This window comes from Propionivibrio pelophilus DSM 12018 (assembly GCF_059569095.1).
This window is the reverse complement of sequence record NZ_JCANUT010000002.1, coordinates 75,355-91,139: the sequence shown is the minus strand read 5'-3', so window position 1 is coordinate 91,139 and position 15,785 is coordinate 75,355. Positions and strand designations below refer to the sequence as shown.

Genomic DNA, 15,785 nt, shown 5'->3' with positions numbered 1-15,785 from the left:
CCGGGACTCTTGGCGCAGGTTCGTTTGTTCGTTGCTCTGCGCCACTCAACCGGCGCGACACTGTAGCACAGCGCCGACGGGCGTTACGCAGCGAGCCAGGCCGCAGGATGCCGCGTGAGGGCCACCGACACAATGTACCCGTAGGCGCAAAGCGCCAGAACGAAGAAACACGCCAGCGTCCGCTTGTCGCGGCTGAAACGGAAGGCCGCCATGCCAAAGCCGATATAGGCCAGCAAGCCGGTCACCTTGGCGGTCAGCCACGGTTGCTCAAGCGGATATTGCTGACTGAGAATGGCCAGTGCGACGGCGCTCGACAACAGCACGGTGTCGATCGAGTGCGGCAGCACCTTCGCCCAGCGCCGCAGATACAGCGGCGAATCGGTCAGGCGCCAGACGCCACGCAGGAAGAAGCCGATTCCGCTCAACACGACGCAGGTGATGTGCAGGTCACGCAGCATCAGATACATCATGGCATCGCCCGTTTCATCTCGATCTTGCGGCTGTGCTCGCGGAACACCCGGACACCGGACCACAGATTGCGCAGCAACCAGGCCTGCGAGGCGACGACCGCCACACCTGCGGGCCGGCTCGCCCAGTCGGGCCAGAAGACCGCCAGAGTGAGCAGCCCCCCGGCGGCAATATGCGAGAGCATTTGACGCTGCATCGCCTGCTCGTTGATGATTTTCTTCATGTTCGGGGCCAGCAGCACGCCCTGCCCTCTGTTTTGCAGATGCAGCCAGGCCAGGAACGGCACGATCTTGTAGAGCATGCCGGTGATGACCGAGACAAACCCGCCGACCATCAGCAGAACGCCGCACAGGACCGGCCAGCCGGGCCATTCGGCGACGACGGGAAGCACGGTGGAAGCCACCCAGAGTGCAATCACGGCGAGGATGCTGGCCATCGCCACGCGCCAGCAATGCTGATTCGTGTCGAAACGGGCGCGCTTGCTGCGTTTCTGAAGCATCAGGGTCAGGCTGGCAAATGCGGCCGCGGCGACCGCCAGCGCCAGTCCGACAGCGAACGTGCTTGTTGCGAATTCGATGCTGCCGAGCACCGTCCATAGGCAGACCAGCGCGAGTGCGACAGGAACGAACTGCTTCGCGAACCCGCCAGGATAGGACGGCGTGATCTGGAACATCGGCACCACCACATACGCCACCGCCGCAAGCAATCCGAGACCCCACACAACAAATCCCCACACCAGATGGATGTCGGCCAGTTGCACCAGCGGCAGGCTGAACCAGCCGGCCAGCCCCAGTGACATGGCTGCGCCGATGGACACGGTTACCGCAAGCCCGGCGACGGCAATCTTCAGTCCGTTGATGGTCGGCCCCGTCGCGGGAATGCCGCGCATCGCCCACGCCGAGGCGCCGACGAACAGCACGCCGCCGCCGACGAAACACACGGTGGCGAAAATGAACATCCCGGGCTGGAACGACAGGAAGGCCAGCGGCAGCACGAGGCCGCCCAGCGTGATCGCGGCATGCACCAGCGATGCGACGAGCAGCGGGCGCGCCATGTTCGCTCCGGCGACGACCGGAAGCACCTGGATCAAGGCCCCCAGCATCACCTGGAGCATGAATCCGGCAGTGATCAGATGCGTCAGCGCCAGCGCCTCCGGCGTCCAGCGAGAGAGAAAGGCGTTCGGACCGCTCCAGATCAGCAGCAGGCCGGCCAGAACGCCGAAGACCGGCGCGGTGAGGAAGAAGCGGAACGGCGCCGCGATCGGCGGCGACTGGTCATAGGAAAGCAGCGCCTGCATCGGCGTGTCACTCCGAAGGATGCGAACAGTGCCGGATCAGGATTTCGACCGTGCCGTCATCATTGTGCGTGGTTTCCCAGGCATAGCCGTTGAGCTGCAATGCTCGGTAAAGCGGAAACGGTTCTCGCCCGAGCACAAGCATGACCGTCTGGCCCGGCGAGATCGCGTCCAGCGCCTCCATCGTCAGGATGAACGGCTCGGGCGGTTCGAGCTCGCGCCCGTCGACGATCCGGTCGGCCTTCGCTGCACTCATGTCGGTTAGCCCGAAATTCCGTCGCGCATCTGCCTGATGAGCGCTGACGCCTCGGAGGAAAGATGCTGGTCGCACATCGGATAGAGGACGTTCTCCTCCTTCATGTTGTGTTGCTGGGTCATGATGTGCATGGTCTCGGCGTAGCCGTCGTACTCCTCGGCATCGTGCGCCGCGATCGCTTCGGCGGCGGCGCTCATCAACTCGCGGATCTGCGCATGCTCGCTGCGCATGACGGCGGTCGGTCCCATGGTCATGCCCGTGCGCGCTTCAAACGCCGGAAAAAGGATCGTCTCTTCGACGTCGAAATGCTGCTGCATCGCCTTTTCGAACAGCGCGAAGCGCGCTGACGCGTTCGCCCAGTCACCGGCACTGATCGCTTGCTCGATGGCCGCAAAGGATTCATCGCACTCGCGATGATGATTGCCCAACAACTCACGGATGGTATCCATGGTCTGCTCCAGAAAAGTCACGTTGGCATTTTCCAGGCTTGATTACGCCGGCGCTTTGACGGACATCAAAAGACGGTTGCACGCCAGCTTTTTTTTCCGATTTCCGGCAACTATAGTGAAAGCGTAGTTATAACAACGAATAGGAGTCGTCATGTTCAAGCATATTCTCGTCCCCACCGATGGATCCGAATTCTCTCAGGACACGGTACGTCGGGCGGTTTCATTCGCCAAGGAAGCCGGCGCCCAAATCACGGCCTTCTACGCCAAGCCGGAGTTTCCGGTCACTTATTACGGCGAAGGCGTGTTGATCGACACCACCTCCCCGGAAAAATTCGCCGAGCTGGCCGAAAGCCAGGCGCAGGAAATCCTCGCTTTCGTGGAAGGACTGTGCAAGGAAGCGGGAGTGCCATGCAACAAGCTTTCGACGACCAGCGACATTCCTTACGAGGCGATCATCGCTGCCGCAACGCAAAGTGAATGCGACCTGATCTTCATGGCGTCGCACGGACGCCGTGGACTGGCCAGCCTGTTGCTGGGAAGCGAAACCCAGAAGGTACTGACACACTCGACGATTCCGGTACTCGTCTATCGCACGCCGGGCTAACGGAAGCGGAAGGAGCAAAAGGGGGAACGATTCACCGCCGGCGCGCCAGCCAGACGCACCGGTCAGGTAGTCGTTCGGTTACGCAATCAGAAAATCAAGGAGTCGCCATGTTCAAGAGCATTCTGCTTCCAACGGATGGATCACCGCTTTCCCAGGAAGCCTTGCGTAAGGCGGTAGAGTTTGCCAAGGAAGCCGGCGCGAAAATCACTGCCTTTTACGCCAAGCCCGAGGCGCCGATGCCGCAATACGTCGAAGGCATCCAGATCGACAAGGTGCTGCAGCAGCAGTACGAAAAAGCTGCGGAAGAGCAAGCGCAGAAGATCCTGGCCTTTGCCGAAGGGTTGTGCCGCGACGCGGGTGTTCCCTGCACGACCGCGAGCGCTTTGAGTGACAGCCCCTACCAGGCCATCATCGATGCGGCCAACGCACACGGTTGCGACCTGATCTTCATGGCCTCGCACGGCCGGCGCGGCATCGCTGGCCTATTGCTGGGGAGCGAGACTACCAAGGTACTGACGCACTCGAAGATTCCGGTACTCGTTTTTCGCTAGACCGAGGGCGTAATAGCGCGCCTCAGGCTGAAGAACCCCGCCTGAAAAAGCGGGGGTCTTCAAAGAGCGATCGTATCTCCACTGTGCTGATCTCAGGGGTATCGGGAACGAGATAGAGGATGGGGGTCATCAACTCCTCGAAGATGCCGCGCAGGCTGCGCGCTCCGGTTTTGTATTCGATGGCCAGTTCGGCGATCTGCTCGAAGACGCGGGGGGCGAGGGTCAGTTCGACGCCTTCCGCGCGAAAGACTTCCTGAAACTGCCTGACGATTGAATTCTTGGGTTCGCTCATGATGCGCACCAGCAGATCCTTGCTCAGTTCGCCAAAGCGCGCCACGATCGGCAGTCGACCGGTGAATTCCGGGATCAATCCGAACTCGAAAAGATCCGTCGGTTTCACCCGGTTGTTGAGTCGCTCGAGAATCCGCTTGTTGTCACCATCAGACGTGGCAATGAAGCCAAAGCCGTGTGTCCGCGACATGATTTTTTCCAGTCCGACAAACGCGCCGCCGCAGATGAACAGGATATGGGTGGTATCGAGGTACTTTTCGCTGCCGAGCTTGACCGGCGCCCCCTCCATGATCTTCAGCAAGGCATGCTGAACGCTCTCGCCGGAAGTGACGCGGCTTTCGCCACCGGATGACTTGAGCTTGTCGATTTCGTCGATGAAGACGATGCCGAGTGCCGCTTTTTGCGTGTCTCCCCCCGCCTTGTCGACCAGACGCTGCAATATCGCTTCGATTTCCTCGTTGACATACTTGGTTTGCGCCAGGGAGGTGGCATCGGCCGTCACGAACGGCACGGAGAGCAGGCCGGCAAGCGTTTCGCAGGTCAGCGTCTTGCCGGTTCCGGAGGGGCCGATCAGCAGGACGTTGCTTTTGGCGATGGAGCCTGACGCTGACTTCAGCGCCGTGATCTTCCGATAGTGGGCATAGACTGCAACTGCAAGGGTTCGCTTCGCTTCATCCTGACCGATCACGAACTGATCGAGGTGGCTGACAATCGCCCGCGGCGTCATTTCCCTGGGTAACACGATGCATCTCCGACAATGCGCAAGCCGCCATGTTAGCCCGAAGCCCTGAAAAACGGGGGATACGGAGCGCTGCAGAATGACTTATTGCTATAGAATTCGGCGCTTGTGACCAAGGAGCGTGAATGATGATCGAGTGGTGGCACTGGGTGGTCCTAGGGTTGTGCCTGTCGATCGCCGAACTGGCGATTCCCGCCTTCTTCATCATCTGGTTCGGCATCGGCGCCATCATGATCGGCTTGCTGCTGCTCGTCGCTCCGGATCTCGGGTTTGCTTCGCAACTCGTGATCTGGGCTGTCGTTTCCAGTCTGCTGGTGCTCGTCTGGTTCCGCTACCTCCGGCCGCGGACCATGACGGCTGTCGGCACCTCGGCGGCGAACGTAACCGGAGAAGTCGGCGTACTGGTCAGCGATCTCTGTCCGAATTCCCGTGGCCAGGTGCGCTTCCAGAAGCCGATTCTCGGCGCGGACGCCTGGGAGTGTTACGCGGAAGAAAACATCAAGGCCGGCGAACGCGTGCGCATCGTCACCGTGGAAGGCAACTACATCAAAGTGGAGGCTGCAAAATGATCGGCACAACCGTTACGTCCGTCGTCTTTCTTTTCTTCGTGGTAATCACCATTGCGAAAGGCGTGCGCATCATTCCGCAGGGCGAAGAGTGGATCGTCCAGCGCCTCGGCAAGTACCGCGTCACGCTGCTCCCGGGTCTGCGTTTCATCATCCCTTATTTCGATACCGTGTCGTACAAGGTGACGACCAAGGACATCATCCTCGACGTGCAGGAGCAGGAAGTGATCACCCGCGACAATGCGGTGATCGTGGTCAACGCCATCGCCTTCATCAAGGTCACCGACCCGGTCAAGGCCGTGTATGGCGTGGAGGACTACTCCGAAGCCATTCGCAACATGATCATGACGACACTGCGTTCGATCGTCGGCGAAATGGAGCTCGACCATGCCCTTTCCCAGCGCGACATGATCAAGGCACGGCTGAAGGCGGGCGTTGCCGACGAAGCACTGGACTGGGGGCTCACGGTCAAGTCGGTGGAAATCCAGGACATCAAGCCGTCCGAGTCGATGCAACGCGCCATGGAATTGCAGGCCGCCGCCGAACGGGAGCGGAAAGCCATGGTCACCCGCGCCGAGGGCGAAAAGCAGTCGATGATCCTTTCGGCGGAAGCACGCCTCGAATCGGCCAAGCGCGACGCCGAGGCGCAGATCATGCTGGCCGACGCCTCGTCACAAGCCATCACCAAGGTGACCGCCGCCTTCGGCGAAAACGAACTGCCGATGCTCTACCTGCTGGGCGAAAAATACATCGCCAGCCTCGGCAAGATGGCCGAGTCGCCGAACGCCAAGGTGGTGGTACTCCCCGGCGACCTGCAGAACACGCTCCGTGGCCTGTTCCAGAAGTTGCAGAAGCCCTGACGCATCAATCAACAATGTAACCATCGGAAGTCTGGTTTGACTGAAAAGAAACAACTCGCCTGGGGCTATCTCGCAGCCTCGGCGACGCTGATGATGTGGTCCGGCTTTTCCCTGATCTCCCGGCTCGGCGGGAAAAGCGTTCTTACCCCTTACGACATTTTTGCGTTGCGGCTGATCACCGCTTCCGTAATCCTTCTTCCGTTCATCGGCAGCATGCCGCGCCGGGCGTGGGCCGACCGGCGTCTGTGGATTCTGACCTGCCTATGCAGCCTGATCTATTGCCCGATCGCCTACACCGGTTTCAAGTACGCGCCGGCGGCGCACGGCGGCATTCTCTTCCCCGGGTTGCAACCCTTCCTGATCAGCGCACTGGCCTGGCTGGTCGCCGGGACGCGGCCCACGCGCATCCGGACGATCGGCCTGTCACTGATCGGCTCCGGCATCGTCTGCGCGGCGATGCCCTACCTGACCGAATGGTCGCCCGACTATGCGTTCGGCGACCTGCTGATGTTCATCAGTTCCTGCTGCTGGGCCCTCTACGGCTTCTTTGCCGCGCGCTGGAACTATTCTCCCTGGATCCTGACCCGGGCCATCGCCTTCGGCTCGGCGATCGTTTATCTGCCGATCTACTGGTATTTCCTGCCCAAGGAGATGAGCAACGCCCCGATGTCGATGATTCTCATCCAGGCGGCGTTCCAGGGCATCTCGGCAACCATTCTGGCGATGCTGACCTATCTCAAGTCACTGCAGCTGCTCGGGCCGGAGCGCACCGCATCGTTCCTCGCCCTCGTGCCGGTCGTCATCGGCGTCCTCGCCGTTCCCTTGCTGGACGAACCCTTGACGCCCTGGCTGGGTGCCGGCATCGTCCTTGTCTCGCTCGGCTCCTACGTCGCCTCGAAGACCCGGCTCGGCTGAAACACAGGCGTTCGATCCGCGGTTCGACCACCGATCAAAACGAATAATCTACTTTAACAATGTGTTTTATCTCATTGTTATTATTTAGGATAAATCAATGAACGAACATCTCATCGCCGGAAAGGACGCTTCGCTCGAAGCGTCGATAAGCCGGATGCAGGCCGAACTGGTGAAGATCGGTTTCCACGTCGAGGAGCGTTCCTGGCTCAACCCGATCGATGGGGTCTGGTCGGTCCATGTCGCCGACCGCGACTGTCCGCTGCTTTTTTCCAACGGAAAGGGAAGCAGCCAGCTCGCCGCCCGCGCCAGCGCGCTGGGCGAGTTCATCGAACGATTGTCGACCAACTATTTCTGGAGTCATTATTACCTCGGTGAAGAATTCGCCGGCCACCGCTATACGCACCACCCGGACGAGCGCTGGTTCGCCGTCGGGGAGAATGACGACGCGTGGCCCGACGAGTTGCTGACACCGGAGCTGCACGAACTGTACAACCCGGAGGGCAGCATTCCGCCGCAGATGCTGGTCGATCTCAACTCCGGGAACCGCGAGCGCGGCATCTGCGCCCTACCCTTTGCCCGCCTGAGCGATGACGAGATTGTCTGGTTCCCGGTCAATATCATCGGCAACCTTTACGTCAGCAACGGCATGTCGGCCGGCAACAGCGTCGAGGAAGCGCGCGCGCAGGCGCTTTCCGAGATCATCGAGCGGCATGTCAAGTTCCGCGTCATCCGCGAGGGATTGTGCCTGCCGGAGGTACCGGCGTCGGTCATCGCCCGTTTTCCGCGTCTACAAAAGGACATCGAGGAACTGCGCGCCGCCGGTTTCGGCATCCGGATCAAGGACGCCTCGCTGGGAGGCCGTTACCCCGTCCTCTGCGTGGTACTGCTGAACCCGGCCGACCAGGGCTGCTACGCCAGTTTCGGAGCACATCCGCGCTTCGGGATTGCCCTCGAGCGTGCCTTGACCGAACTCCTGCAAGGCCGCGCGCTGGACGCGCTTGGCGGCTTCCCCGAACCGGTTTTCGACCTCGACGAGGTCGCCAGCGCCCCGAACCTGGAGATTCATTTCGTCGATTCGAGCGGCGTCATCCATTGGGATTTCCTGGGCGACGCGCCCGACTTCGAATTCGTCGACTGGAACTTCAGTGCGTCTACGCGCGAGGATTACACCTGCCTCGTCGACCTGATCCACGAAGAGGGGAATGCGATCCATGTCGCCGATTACACGCATCTCGGGATGTATGCCTGCCGGATCATCATCCCGGGCATGTCGGAAATCTATCCGATCGACGATCTTGAATTCGAAAACAACAGCTTCGGCAACGAGGTTCGCGAACCGATCCTCTTCCTCGCCGATCTCGACGACGAAGAGTGCGAGTGCCTGCTCGACACCCTGAACGATTCTGGCATTGACGACCAACGCCCGGTTGCCGCGCTGATCGGACTGGTGCCGGATGCCGGTTCCCTCTGGGAAGACCTTCGCGTCGGCGAGCTGAAGTTGCTGCTGGCGCTGGCGATTGCCGACGAGGACGCCACCCGCGAAGGCTGCCAGTGGGTGCGCCACTTCGGCCAGATCGATCCGGCACGACTCTCGGTATATCGCTGTATCGAGAGCCTGATCCGCCTGAGCGAGACGAACGAATTCGAGACGTTCCGCAACGCGCTCGAATCACTCTATGGACAAGCTACGCTCACCGAAGCCAAGGCGCTGTTGACACGTGAGAAGCGATTTTTCGGGATGCCCTTGCCCGGACTCGAACTCAACGGGTGTCTCATGCATCGCAGGCTGCAGGAAGCCTACGCCAAGGTTCACCGCCAACACGCGACGGAAAAGGAATCATGACTTACGAAGAACATCTGGACGAAGTTGCCACGTTGCTGACGGAGATCTATACCCTCAGCGACGAAGTGGCCATCGACATCGTCATGCGCGCGCAGGACGATGAATACTTCAGCGGTCACGACGACGACCCGTCGATCTGCACACAGGAGCGCGCAGAACTTGATGCGCGGGCGATATTCAAAAAGTACAGGCCGGCAAAGAAGCGTACGGGGAACAGCTCGCGCTAGGACATCGCTGGGGGGTTCGCCGAAACCTTCATTCCTCCATTTCGATGGCCTGGTTGTTATCCACCCAGGCGGCGGCCCATCCCGGCAAATCCGATGCCGGCAAAGGGCGGCTGAAGTAGTAGCCCTGCAATTCGTCACACCCTGCCGAGGCCAGCGCGAAGCGCTGTTCGATCGTCTCCACCCCCTCGCCGACCACCTTCAGGCCGAGTGTATGGCCCAGGCCGATGATGGCTCGGGTAATTGCGTAGTCTTTCGGATCGGCAAGCATGTCGCTGACGAAAGACTGATCGATCTTGAGCTTGTCGATCGGGAAGCGATAGAGGTAGTTCAGGCTCGAGTAGCCGGTGCCGAAATCGTCGATCGACAGCAAAACACCGAGCGCCTTGATCCCGTGCAACTGGTCGATCGTCCGCCCCCGGTCGATCATCAGCAGTGATTCGGTGAGTTCGAACTCGATGGTGCCGGGGTTGTTCCGGTGACGTTTCAGGATGGCCGCCACGCCTTCCACCAACCCCTCGTCCTGGAACTGGGCGGCGGAAAGATTGATCGACACGCGAATGTCGCCGACACCCCCAACACCCTCCTCGCGCCATTCCGCCTGCTGACGGCAGGCCTCCTCGATGACCCAGTAACCGATCGGCACGATCAGGCCGCATTCCTCGGCCACGGCGATGAATTGCCCCGGCGGCACCAGGCCGTACCCGGGGTGCTGCCAGCGCACCAAGGCCTCGACGGCGACGAGTTCGCCGCTCAACGCATCGATGCGCGGCTGGTAGTGCAAACGCAATTCGTTGCGCTCGACGGCGCTGTGCAGATCGTGCTCGATCTGCATGCGTTCGCGCTGAGCCTTGTCCATCTCGGCGGTGAAGAACTGCGCGTTGTTCCGCCCTTCCTCCTTGGCGTGATACATCGCGGCGTCGGCGTTGCGCATGAGAATGTCGACCGTTTCCCCGTTTTCGGGATACACGGCGACACCGACGCTGCATGACACGTTGAGTTCGACGCCGTCGATCAGATGCGGCGCGCGGATCGACGGTATGAGACGTTTCTCGACGATCTGGGCGACTTCTTCCGTGCTCTCGATATCGCTGAATACCACGACGAACTCATCGCCCCCCAGACGACTGACGGTATCGCCGGAGCGGACCACGTCCAGCAATCGCTTCGCTACCGAGCGCAGCAATTCATCGCCGACGTGGTGGCCCAACGTATCGTTGATGCTCTTGAAACGGTCGAGATCCATGAACAGGACACCAACCCGCCGCCCATTCCGTTTTGCCTGCTGAACGGCCATGTTCAGCCGGTCAAGACACAACGCACGATTCGGCAGGTCGGTGAGCGTGTCGTGGTGCGCGAGGTGGCTGATCCGCCGCTCGTTGTCCTTGCGCTCGCTGATATCGAGGAAGGTGGCGACGAAATGGATGACCTCGCCACGCGGATTGCGCACCGCGTTGATGACCACCCAGATCGGGAACGTCTCGCCGTTCTTGCGCCGGATCCATTGTTCCCCCTGCCAGGAACCGCGGGCGCGGGCGGTTCCCCAAACCTGTTCGAAGAAGCTGTCGGAATGATGGCCGGAACGCAGGAAATCCGGCTGTCGACCGATCACCTCGGAGTATTCGAACGACGTGGTCCGCAGGAACGCGCGGTTGACCGTGACGATCTCGCGTTCGGCGTTGGTCACCATGATGCTCTCCGAGGACGCCTCGAACACCTTGGCCCACAACTCCAGGCGTGACTCCATCTGCTTGATCCGGCCGATCGGGGCGAACGTCGTCACTACGGCGTCCTGGTCCTGATAGTTCAATCGCCGCGCCGACAGGAGTGCCCAGCGATCTTCTCCCTGTCCGTGCCAGAGCGCTTCGAATTCATCGACCCGGCCGCGGTCGGCCAGTTGCTGGAAGAATTGCGCGCGCAACGGACGCGTCAGGCCGCGAATCCACGGGTCCGCGGAACGATCCTGCAACCACTCCAGGGCCGGCGCGTTGGCATGCAGAATCTCGTGCTTCGGGATCGCCGTCACCATCAGCGGCATCGGAATGGCTTCGAGCAATTCGCGCTGAGCCGCCGCCGCACGCGCACTGGCCGCGAGTTCCTGCTGGACAAGACGGAAGCGGTCGAGTTGCCCGAGCATGCTGTTGAACGCATCGACGAGGCGGCCCAGTTCATCGCCTGACGTCCAGTTCGCACGCAGCGAATAATCCGCCGTCCGGCTGACGTCGCCGGCCACCGTGGCGAGACGACGGATCGGCAAGGCGATCATCCGGGCGACGAAATAAACGACCGAAAGAATCACCAGCAACAGCAACGCCGCCGCGCCAAGATGCCACCACATCCGCGAAAAAAGCTTGTCGATGCGCGAGGCCAGGAGCCCGTCCAGCGCCGTACCGGCATCGTTCCAGGCCTGTCGCAAGCTGTCCATCACGGCGGCTTCGCCCTTTCGGATTTCCGGCTCAGGATCTCCGTCCGGCTGGCTGAGCGCTTCGCGACGCGCGGCCGTACGCAGCACTTCAATGGCCGCCAGAAGGCGCGCCCGGGACGGATCGAGCGTCTTCTTCAGCGCGCCATCACCCGCGGCGACGGCCTCGGCGTAGTCGGAAGCCATGTTGTGTGTCAGCGCGTCCAGCCGTCCCTCGACGATCAGGTATTCGGTCTGCCGCTGCCGGCGAATCTCGGCCGAATTCGCCAGCCTCACCGCGAGCGCCTTCTCTGCCAGGCGCGCGGCGACGTCGAACAACTCGGGAAAGCGCAGAACCACCAGCGACATGGTGTAGTAGCTGTCGAGGTCGGGATCGAGGATCAGGTTCGAATGGTTGCCGATCCGCGTCACCAGGGACTGGACTGCCGGCGCCAGACGTTGGGCATGCCAGGGCGACGGATCCGCCTGTTTCTCCGCCAGGCGCAGCCGGTCAGCCAGTTGCAGCGCCAGATCATGGCTTCCCAGCACAGCGCCGTACTCGCGTTCGGTGTCGAGCACCCGTTCCGCCCGGTGCTCCGGCACAGGCCACCGGGCCGGCAGGATGACATCACGGACCGCGCTGATATACGCGTTGCCGGCAATTTCCTTGCGGGCAAAGTCGATGGCGATGAATTTCTCGTTGATCAGAATCGACGAGACGAAGATGACTGCCGACAAGTCGAGGACGTAAATCAGCACCAGCTTGCGGCTGACGCTCAATGTCCCGATCAACCGCTGGATAAAACCAAGCATTCCCTGAGCCCTGTTTTCAATGAGTATTTCGAACCACGCTGGCGGACCGGGCATCCGCCGGGGCAACGACGGCCGTCAGACGCCACAGCCCTTGAGAACGCCGCCTTTGTCCAGCCGATCCAGCCAGTCATCGAGTTGCGCCGCCAGTTCGCCACTCGCTGCCACCAAGGCACTCACGCCTCCCGATGCATCGGCAGAGGCGGCCCTGGTTTGTGCACGCAAATTCTGACTGGCCACGATCCGCCGTTTCCCATCCAGCACATCGACCTGCCCCTGGACGATCGCATAGCTGGTCTGGGGCGTTTCGAACCACTGCGAAAACTCCTGAAGCGACAAACGAGTCACACACGAAGTCACCGCGCCCCCGCTGGCGTTAACGAGCCGGGTTTCTTGAAGCAAATGCTGGGCCAGAAGCGATGCAGGCGGGCTCGCCCACCGGCTTTCCGTGTATTGGCGGCGCTTGAGCGGTTCGTCATAAGCCAGCCGGTAGGTGATACTTGGTGCATCGAGCCAGGGCGCCGCCCTGACTTCGAGCGCCATCTGGCGCCCGCCGTTCGCCGTGGCATGCGATGGCGTTGCTGCCGGCGGACCGAAATCGTAAATGGAAACGACGGCACCGGATCGAGGTATTCCCGCGCAGCCGGCAAGCATCGCAAGAGCAATCAGAAGCACTGGTTTCATCATTTGTTCCGTTCTTTGGCAGGCGCTACGAATCCGGATTCGCCCGGTCCGGGCTCGATGTTCCGGCGACCGAAAATCAGGCTTTGCGGCGACTCTTCGAGCATCTGGAGCACGCGGCCGAGTTGCTGCGAGGTCGACGATAGTTCCGCGGTCAGTTCGTTGAGCCTTGGCGCCAATGCCCCGAAACCACCGTTCTGCGAATCCCCCAGCGCCGTTTCAAACGTCTCGCTGGCCGATTTCAGGCTGGACACCAGTTCCCGCGCTTCGGCAAAGAAAGGGCCGGCCTGCGCCGCGGTTTGCTCGGCAAGCATCAGCGCGGAATTCACCCGGGCGAGATTTTCCGTACTGAGCAGCCGCTCCAGACGCGCCGTCGTTTCGCGGGCATGCCGGGTGCTCGCCTCGACATGGCTCAGCGTTTGCGTCAACAGTTGGCGATTTTCCGGCCGCAGCAACTCGTTCATCCCCGACAACAGGTCGCGCGCCTGGCGCAAGGTTTCACTGCCTGCATCGCTCAACTCCTGGACGAAGGAATCCTGCATGGCGATCCGCGCCGGATCGGTCTTGTCGCTGGTCAGCGCCTCGGCGCCCCGGCCGGAATCTTCCAGCTGGATGTGGGCAATACCGGTCACGCCCTGGTAACCAAGTCGCGCGACGGTGCTGCGCCTGATCGGAATATCGCGCCGAACGCTGATGGTGACCAGCGTGTTCAGCGCGTCGGCCGGGTCGAGTTCGATCATCTCCACCTTGCCAACCCGGATGCCGCGGTAGCGCACCTGCGCCTGCAGGTTGAGTCCGGTGACGTTGCCTCGGGTTTCGACGACATAGGTGCTGGTGTCCTCACCCCTGCCGCTGAACCACCACAGCGATGCCAGCGCGGCCGCCCCGAGCAGCAGCAGGAACAATCCGGCGATCAGCGCGTGCGCTCGATTTTCCATGGTTATCCTCGTATCAAAGCCGCCGGCGCATCACCGACCGGGCATGCTCGGAACAGAAAAAGGTCTTGATGAAGGGATGATCCACGTCAAGCACCTCGGCGGGCGAAGCATCGGCGATGATACGCTGCCCGGCAAGCACGGCGACGCGCGTCGCCAGTCCGGCCAGCGTATCGAGATCGTGCGTGACCATCGCCACGGTGAATCCCAGCTGCTTTTGCAAGGTCCCGATCAGTTGAACGAAATTGTCTGCCAGGTCGGGGTCGAGTCCGGCGGTCGGTTCGTCGAGGACGAGCAATTCCGGTTCCAGCGCCAGTGCCCGCGCCAGCGCGACGCGCTTGATCATCCCCCCCGACAGTTCGGCAGGCATCAGCATCGCGTGGTGCGGTTCGAGTTCGACCATCGCCAGCTTCATGAAGACCAGATCGTGAATGTGGCTCTCGTCAAGAACCCGTAATTCCCGCAACGGGAAGGCGATATTGTCGAAGACGGTCAGCGCCGAGAAAAGCGCACCTTGCTGGAACAGCATGCCGAAACGCCGCCGCACGTCGCGTCGTACCTGCGGGTCCGGGTCGAGCACCGCCTGGCCGAACAACTTCACCGTTCCACGCGTGGGCGCCAGCAAGCCGACGATCTCGCGCAACAACGTCGTCTTCCCGCTGCCCGAGCCGCCGACCAGGCAAAGGATGTCCCCGGCGCAGACATCCAGATGGATGTCGTCGTGGATCATCACCTTGCCAAAACGCGTGGTTATTCCACGCAGCTCGATCGCAGGAACCATGATCATGGCATCCCGACATGACGGGTCAGCACCGCAAAAACGGCGTCAACGATGATGACCACCGTAATCGCCGTCACCACCGAGGACGTCGTCCGGGACGACAGGCTTTCGGTGTTCGGTCGCACTTTCAGTCCGAAATGGCAGGATATCAGCGCAATCAGGAACCCGAAACAAACGCCCTTGCCGATGCCGATCCAGACGTTGGCCACCGGCACCACCTTCGGCAGGGTGCTGATGAAATAGCCGTAAGCCAGCTCCATCTCCAGGTTCGCCGAGACCATGCCGCCGAGGATGCCGGCGGCGGAGCACCACACCACCAGCAACGGCATGGCCACCGCCAGCGCAGCCACCTTCGGCAGGACGAGGCGAACGGTCCGCGAAATACCCATCGTCGCCAGCGCATCGATTTCCTCGGTCACCCGCATGACCCCGATCTGCGCCGTCATCGCCGAACCGGAACGCCCCGCCACCAGGACCGCCACGATCACCGGTCCGAGTTCGCGAATGACGCTGATCCCGAGCAGATTGACGATAAAGATGTCGGCGCCGAAGGTCTTGAGTTGCAACGACGAAAGGTAGGACAGCACCACGCCGATCAGGAAACCCACCAGCGCCGTCACCGGCAGCGCCAGCGCACCGCTCTTGTACAAAGTTGCCGAAAACTCGCGCCAGGGAATATCGCGCGGATGGGCGCAAAGATAGACGATGTCCAGCGCGAGCTGACCGATCAGCGCAGTCATGTCCCGCGCGTTCTTTCCTGACGACAGCATCAGCCGACCCAACTGCGTCAGCCAGATCAGCGGTGAGAACGGCAAACGTGTGCTCAGCGCCGGCGATATCGCCGCGGCTCGCGCCAGGATTGCCCGTTGTTCGTCGCTGGCTTCCAGCGTGGTCGGCCAGCGACGTCCCCATGCCTGCCAGAGGAGAACGGCCCCGGCACTGTCGAGACGCGACACACCCGACAAGTCCCACGCCGCGCCGCGTATCACGTAGCCGCGAAGTTCTGCCTGCAAGGTCTCCAGTGGCACCGGCAGCCGGCTCAGTGTCCAGTCACCCGAGAGTCGAACGGTTCCTGTCCCGGGCGTCTCACTGAGCTCCACGGCGGCCGTGGCCATCC

17 protein-coding genes are annotated in these 15,785 nt (G+C 61.6%); 7 read left to right on the top strand and 10 right to left on the bottom strand.

Annotation, left to right across the window (positions count from 1 at the left end):
* Positions 1 to 83: 83 nt before the first annotated feature.
* From BO74_RS01790 to BO74_RS01775, 4 genes are read right to left on the bottom strand one after another with little or no spacing between them, the layout of a single operon-like run.
* The gene (locus BO74_RS01790; protein WP_496439579.1) at positions 84 to 470 is read right to left on the bottom strand and encodes a SirB2 family protein; all 387 of its coding nucleotides are present in this window, start codon (positions 468 to 470) and stop codon (positions 84 to 86) included.
* Positions 467 to 1,765, bottom strand: a complete 1,299-nt coding sequence (locus tag BO74_RS01785) for a hypothetical protein (RefSeq protein WP_496439577.1) — start codon at positions 1,763 to 1,765, stop codon at positions 467 to 469. Before BO74_RS01785 ends, BO74_RS01790 begins: the two co-directional genes overlap by 4 nt.
* A 7-nt stretch (positions 1,766 to 1,772) precedes the next feature.
* Positions 1,773 to 2,018, bottom strand: a complete 246-nt coding sequence (locus tag BO74_RS01780) for a DUF2249 domain-containing protein (RefSeq protein WP_496439576.1) — start codon at positions 2,016 to 2,018, stop codon at positions 1,773 to 1,775.
* A gap of 5 nt (positions 2,019 to 2,023) precedes the next feature.
* Positions 2,024 to 2,467 carry a hemerythrin domain-containing protein gene (locus tag BO74_RS01775; protein ID WP_496439575.1) on the bottom strand — a complete coding sequence of 148 codons (444 nt, stop codon included), beginning with the start codon at positions 2,465 to 2,467 and terminating at the stop codon, positions 2,024 to 2,026.
* 151 nt (positions 2,468 to 2,618) lie between these two features.
* Here BO74_RS01775 and BO74_RS01770 point away from each other — a divergent pair, with 151 nt between their 5' ends.
* Both BO74_RS01770 and BO74_RS01765 read left to right on the top strand, forming a co-directional pair.
* Positions 2,619 to 3,071, top strand: coding sequence for a universal stress protein (locus BO74_RS01770; RefSeq protein ID WP_496439574.1), 453 nt, complete (start codon positions 2,619 to 2,621; stop codon positions 3,069 to 3,071).
* Between the two features lie 107 nt (positions 3,072 to 3,178).
* Positions 3,179 to 3,622, top strand: coding sequence for a universal stress protein (locus tag BO74_RS01765; RefSeq protein ID WP_496439573.1), 444 nt, complete (start codon positions 3,179 to 3,181; stop codon positions 3,620 to 3,622).
* Between the two features lie 22 nt (positions 3,623 to 3,644).
* Here BO74_RS01765 and BO74_RS01760 read toward each other — a convergent pair whose 3' ends face one another.
* On the bottom strand, positions 3,645 to 4,655 hold the full coding sequence (locus BO74_RS01760; protein ID WP_496439572.1) for an AAA family ATPase: 1,011 nt from the start codon (positions 4,653 to 4,655) through the stop codon (positions 3,645 to 3,647).
* 122 nt (positions 4,656 to 4,777) lie between these two features.
* Between BO74_RS01760 and BO74_RS01755 the strand changes: the two genes are divergently transcribed.
* From BO74_RS01755 to BO74_RS01735, 5 genes are all read left to right on the top strand, one after another.
* On the top strand, positions 4,778 to 5,221 hold the full coding sequence (locus tag BO74_RS01755) for an NfeD family protein (RefSeq protein ID WP_496439571.1): 444 nt from the start codon (positions 4,778 to 4,780) through the stop codon (positions 5,219 to 5,221).
* The gene (locus tag BO74_RS01750) at positions 5,218 to 6,078 is read left to right on the top strand and encodes an SPFH domain-containing protein (protein ID WP_496439570.1); all 861 of its coding nucleotides are present in this window, start codon (positions 5,218 to 5,220) and stop codon (positions 6,076 to 6,078) included. Before BO74_RS01755 ends, BO74_RS01750 begins: the two co-directional genes overlap by 4 nt.
* Positions 6,079 to 6,114: 36 nt before the next feature.
* Positions 6,115 to 6,993: a DMT family transporter gene (locus BO74_RS01745; protein WP_496439569.1), complete on the top strand. Its 879-nt coding sequence runs from the start codon at positions 6,115 to 6,117 to the stop codon at positions 6,991 to 6,993.
* Between the two features lie 97 nt (positions 6,994 to 7,090).
* Complete coding sequence (gene ycaO / locus BO74_RS01740; protein ID WP_496439568.1) at positions 7,091 to 8,836, top strand: 30S ribosomal protein S12 methylthiotransferase accessory factor YcaO; 1,746 nt, start codon at positions 7,091 to 7,093, stop codon at positions 8,834 to 8,836.
* The gene (locus BO74_RS01735) at positions 8,833 to 9,063 is read left to right on the top strand and encodes a hypothetical protein (protein ID WP_496439567.1); all 231 of its coding nucleotides are present in this window, start codon (positions 8,833 to 8,835) and stop codon (positions 9,061 to 9,063) included. Before ycaO ends, BO74_RS01735 begins: the two co-directional genes overlap by 4 nt.
* Positions 9,064 to 9,091: 28 nt before the next feature.
* On the opposite strand, the gene BO74_RS01730 is transcribed toward BO74_RS01735, so the two are convergent.
* From BO74_RS01730 to BO74_RS01710, 5 genes are all read right to left on the bottom strand, one after another.
* A complete protein-coding gene (locus BO74_RS01730; protein ID WP_496439566.1) occupies positions 9,092 to 12,274 on the bottom strand; it encodes a bifunctional diguanylate cyclase/phosphodiesterase in 3,183 nt (1,060 codons plus the stop codon).
* 75 nt (positions 12,275 to 12,349) lie between these two features.
* Entirely contained in the window at positions 12,350 to 12,955 is a 606-nt protein-coding gene (locus BO74_RS01725; RefSeq protein WP_496439565.1) for an ABC-type transport auxiliary lipoprotein family protein, read from the bottom strand.
* Positions 12,955 to 13,890 (bottom strand): MlaD family protein, encoded by a 936-nt coding sequence (locus tag BO74_RS01720; RefSeq protein ID WP_496439564.1) that lies wholly within the window; start codon positions 13,888 to 13,890, stop codon positions 12,955 to 12,957. Before BO74_RS01720 ends, BO74_RS01725 begins: the two co-directional genes overlap by 1 nt.
* Positions 13,891 to 13,903: 13 nt before the next feature.
* A complete protein-coding gene (locus BO74_RS01715; RefSeq protein ID WP_496439563.1) occupies positions 13,904 to 14,674 on the bottom strand; it encodes an ABC transporter ATP-binding protein in 771 nt (256 codons plus the stop codon).
* Positions 14,671 to 15,783: an ABC transporter permease gene (locus BO74_RS01710; protein ID WP_496439561.1), complete on the bottom strand. Its 1,113-nt coding sequence runs from the start codon at positions 15,781 to 15,783 to the stop codon at positions 14,671 to 14,673. The genes BO74_RS01715 and BO74_RS01710 overlap by 4 nt, the downstream gene beginning before the upstream one ends.
* Positions 15,784 to 15,785 lie beyond the last annotated feature (2 nt).

What these genes read in the sequence shown, in the direction of transcription:
- BO74_RS01790 (WP_496439579.1), bottom strand. Translation starts at nt 470, where the DNA reads ATGATGTATCTGATGCTGCGTGACCTGCACATCACCTGCGTCGTGTTG.
- BO74_RS01785 (WP_496439577.1), bottom strand. Translation starts at nt 1,765, where the DNA reads ATGCAGGCGCTGCTTTCCTATGACCAGTCGCCGCCGATCGCGGCGCCG.
- BO74_RS01780 (WP_496439576.1), bottom strand. Translation starts at nt 2,018, where the DNA reads ATGAGTGCAGCGAAGGCCGACCGGATCGTCGACGGGCGCGAGCTCGAA.
- BO74_RS01775 (WP_496439575.1), bottom strand. Translation starts at nt 2,467, where the DNA reads ATGGATACCATCCGTGAGTTGTTGGGCAATCATCATCGCGAGTGCGAT.
- BO74_RS01770 (WP_496439574.1), top strand. Translation starts at nt 2,619, where the DNA reads ATGTTCAAGCATATTCTCGTCCCCACCGATGGATCCGAATTCTCTCAG.
- BO74_RS01765 (WP_496439573.1), top strand. Translation starts at nt 3,179, where the DNA reads ATGTTCAAGAGCATTCTGCTTCCAACGGATGGATCACCGCTTTCCCAG.
- BO74_RS01755 (WP_496439571.1), top strand. Translation starts at nt 4,778, where the DNA reads ATGATGATCGAGTGGTGGCACTGGGTGGTCCTAGGGTTGTGCCTGTCG.
- BO74_RS01750 (WP_496439570.1), top strand. Translation starts at nt 5,218, where the DNA reads ATGATCGGCACAACCGTTACGTCCGTCGTCTTTCTTTTCTTCGTGGTA.
- ycaO (WP_496439568.1), top strand. Translation starts at nt 7,091, where the DNA reads ATGAACGAACATCTCATCGCCGGAAAGGACGCTTCGCTCGAAGCGTCG.
- BO74_RS01735 (WP_496439567.1), top strand. Translation starts at nt 8,833, where the DNA reads ATGACTTACGAAGAACATCTGGACGAAGTTGCCACGTTGCTGACGGAG.
- BO74_RS01730 (WP_496439566.1), bottom strand. Translation starts at nt 12,274, where the DNA reads ATGCTTGGTTTTATCCAGCGGTTGATCGGGACATTGAGCGTCAGCCGC.
- BO74_RS01725 (WP_496439565.1), bottom strand. Translation starts at nt 12,955, where the DNA reads ATGAAACCAGTGCTTCTGATTGCTCTTGCGATGCTTGCCGGCTGCGCG.
- BO74_RS01720 (WP_496439564.1), bottom strand. Translation starts at nt 13,890, where the DNA reads ATGGAAAATCGAGCGCACGCGCTGATCGCCGGATTGTTCCTGCTGCTG.
- BO74_RS01715 (WP_496439563.1), bottom strand. Translation starts at nt 14,674, where the DNA reads ATGATCATGGTTCCTGCGATCGAGCTGCGTGGAATAACCACGCGTTTT.
- BO74_RS01710 (WP_496439561.1), bottom strand. Translation starts at nt 15,783, where the DNA reads ATGGCCACGGCCGCCGTGGAGCTCAGTGAGACGCCCGGGACAGGAACC.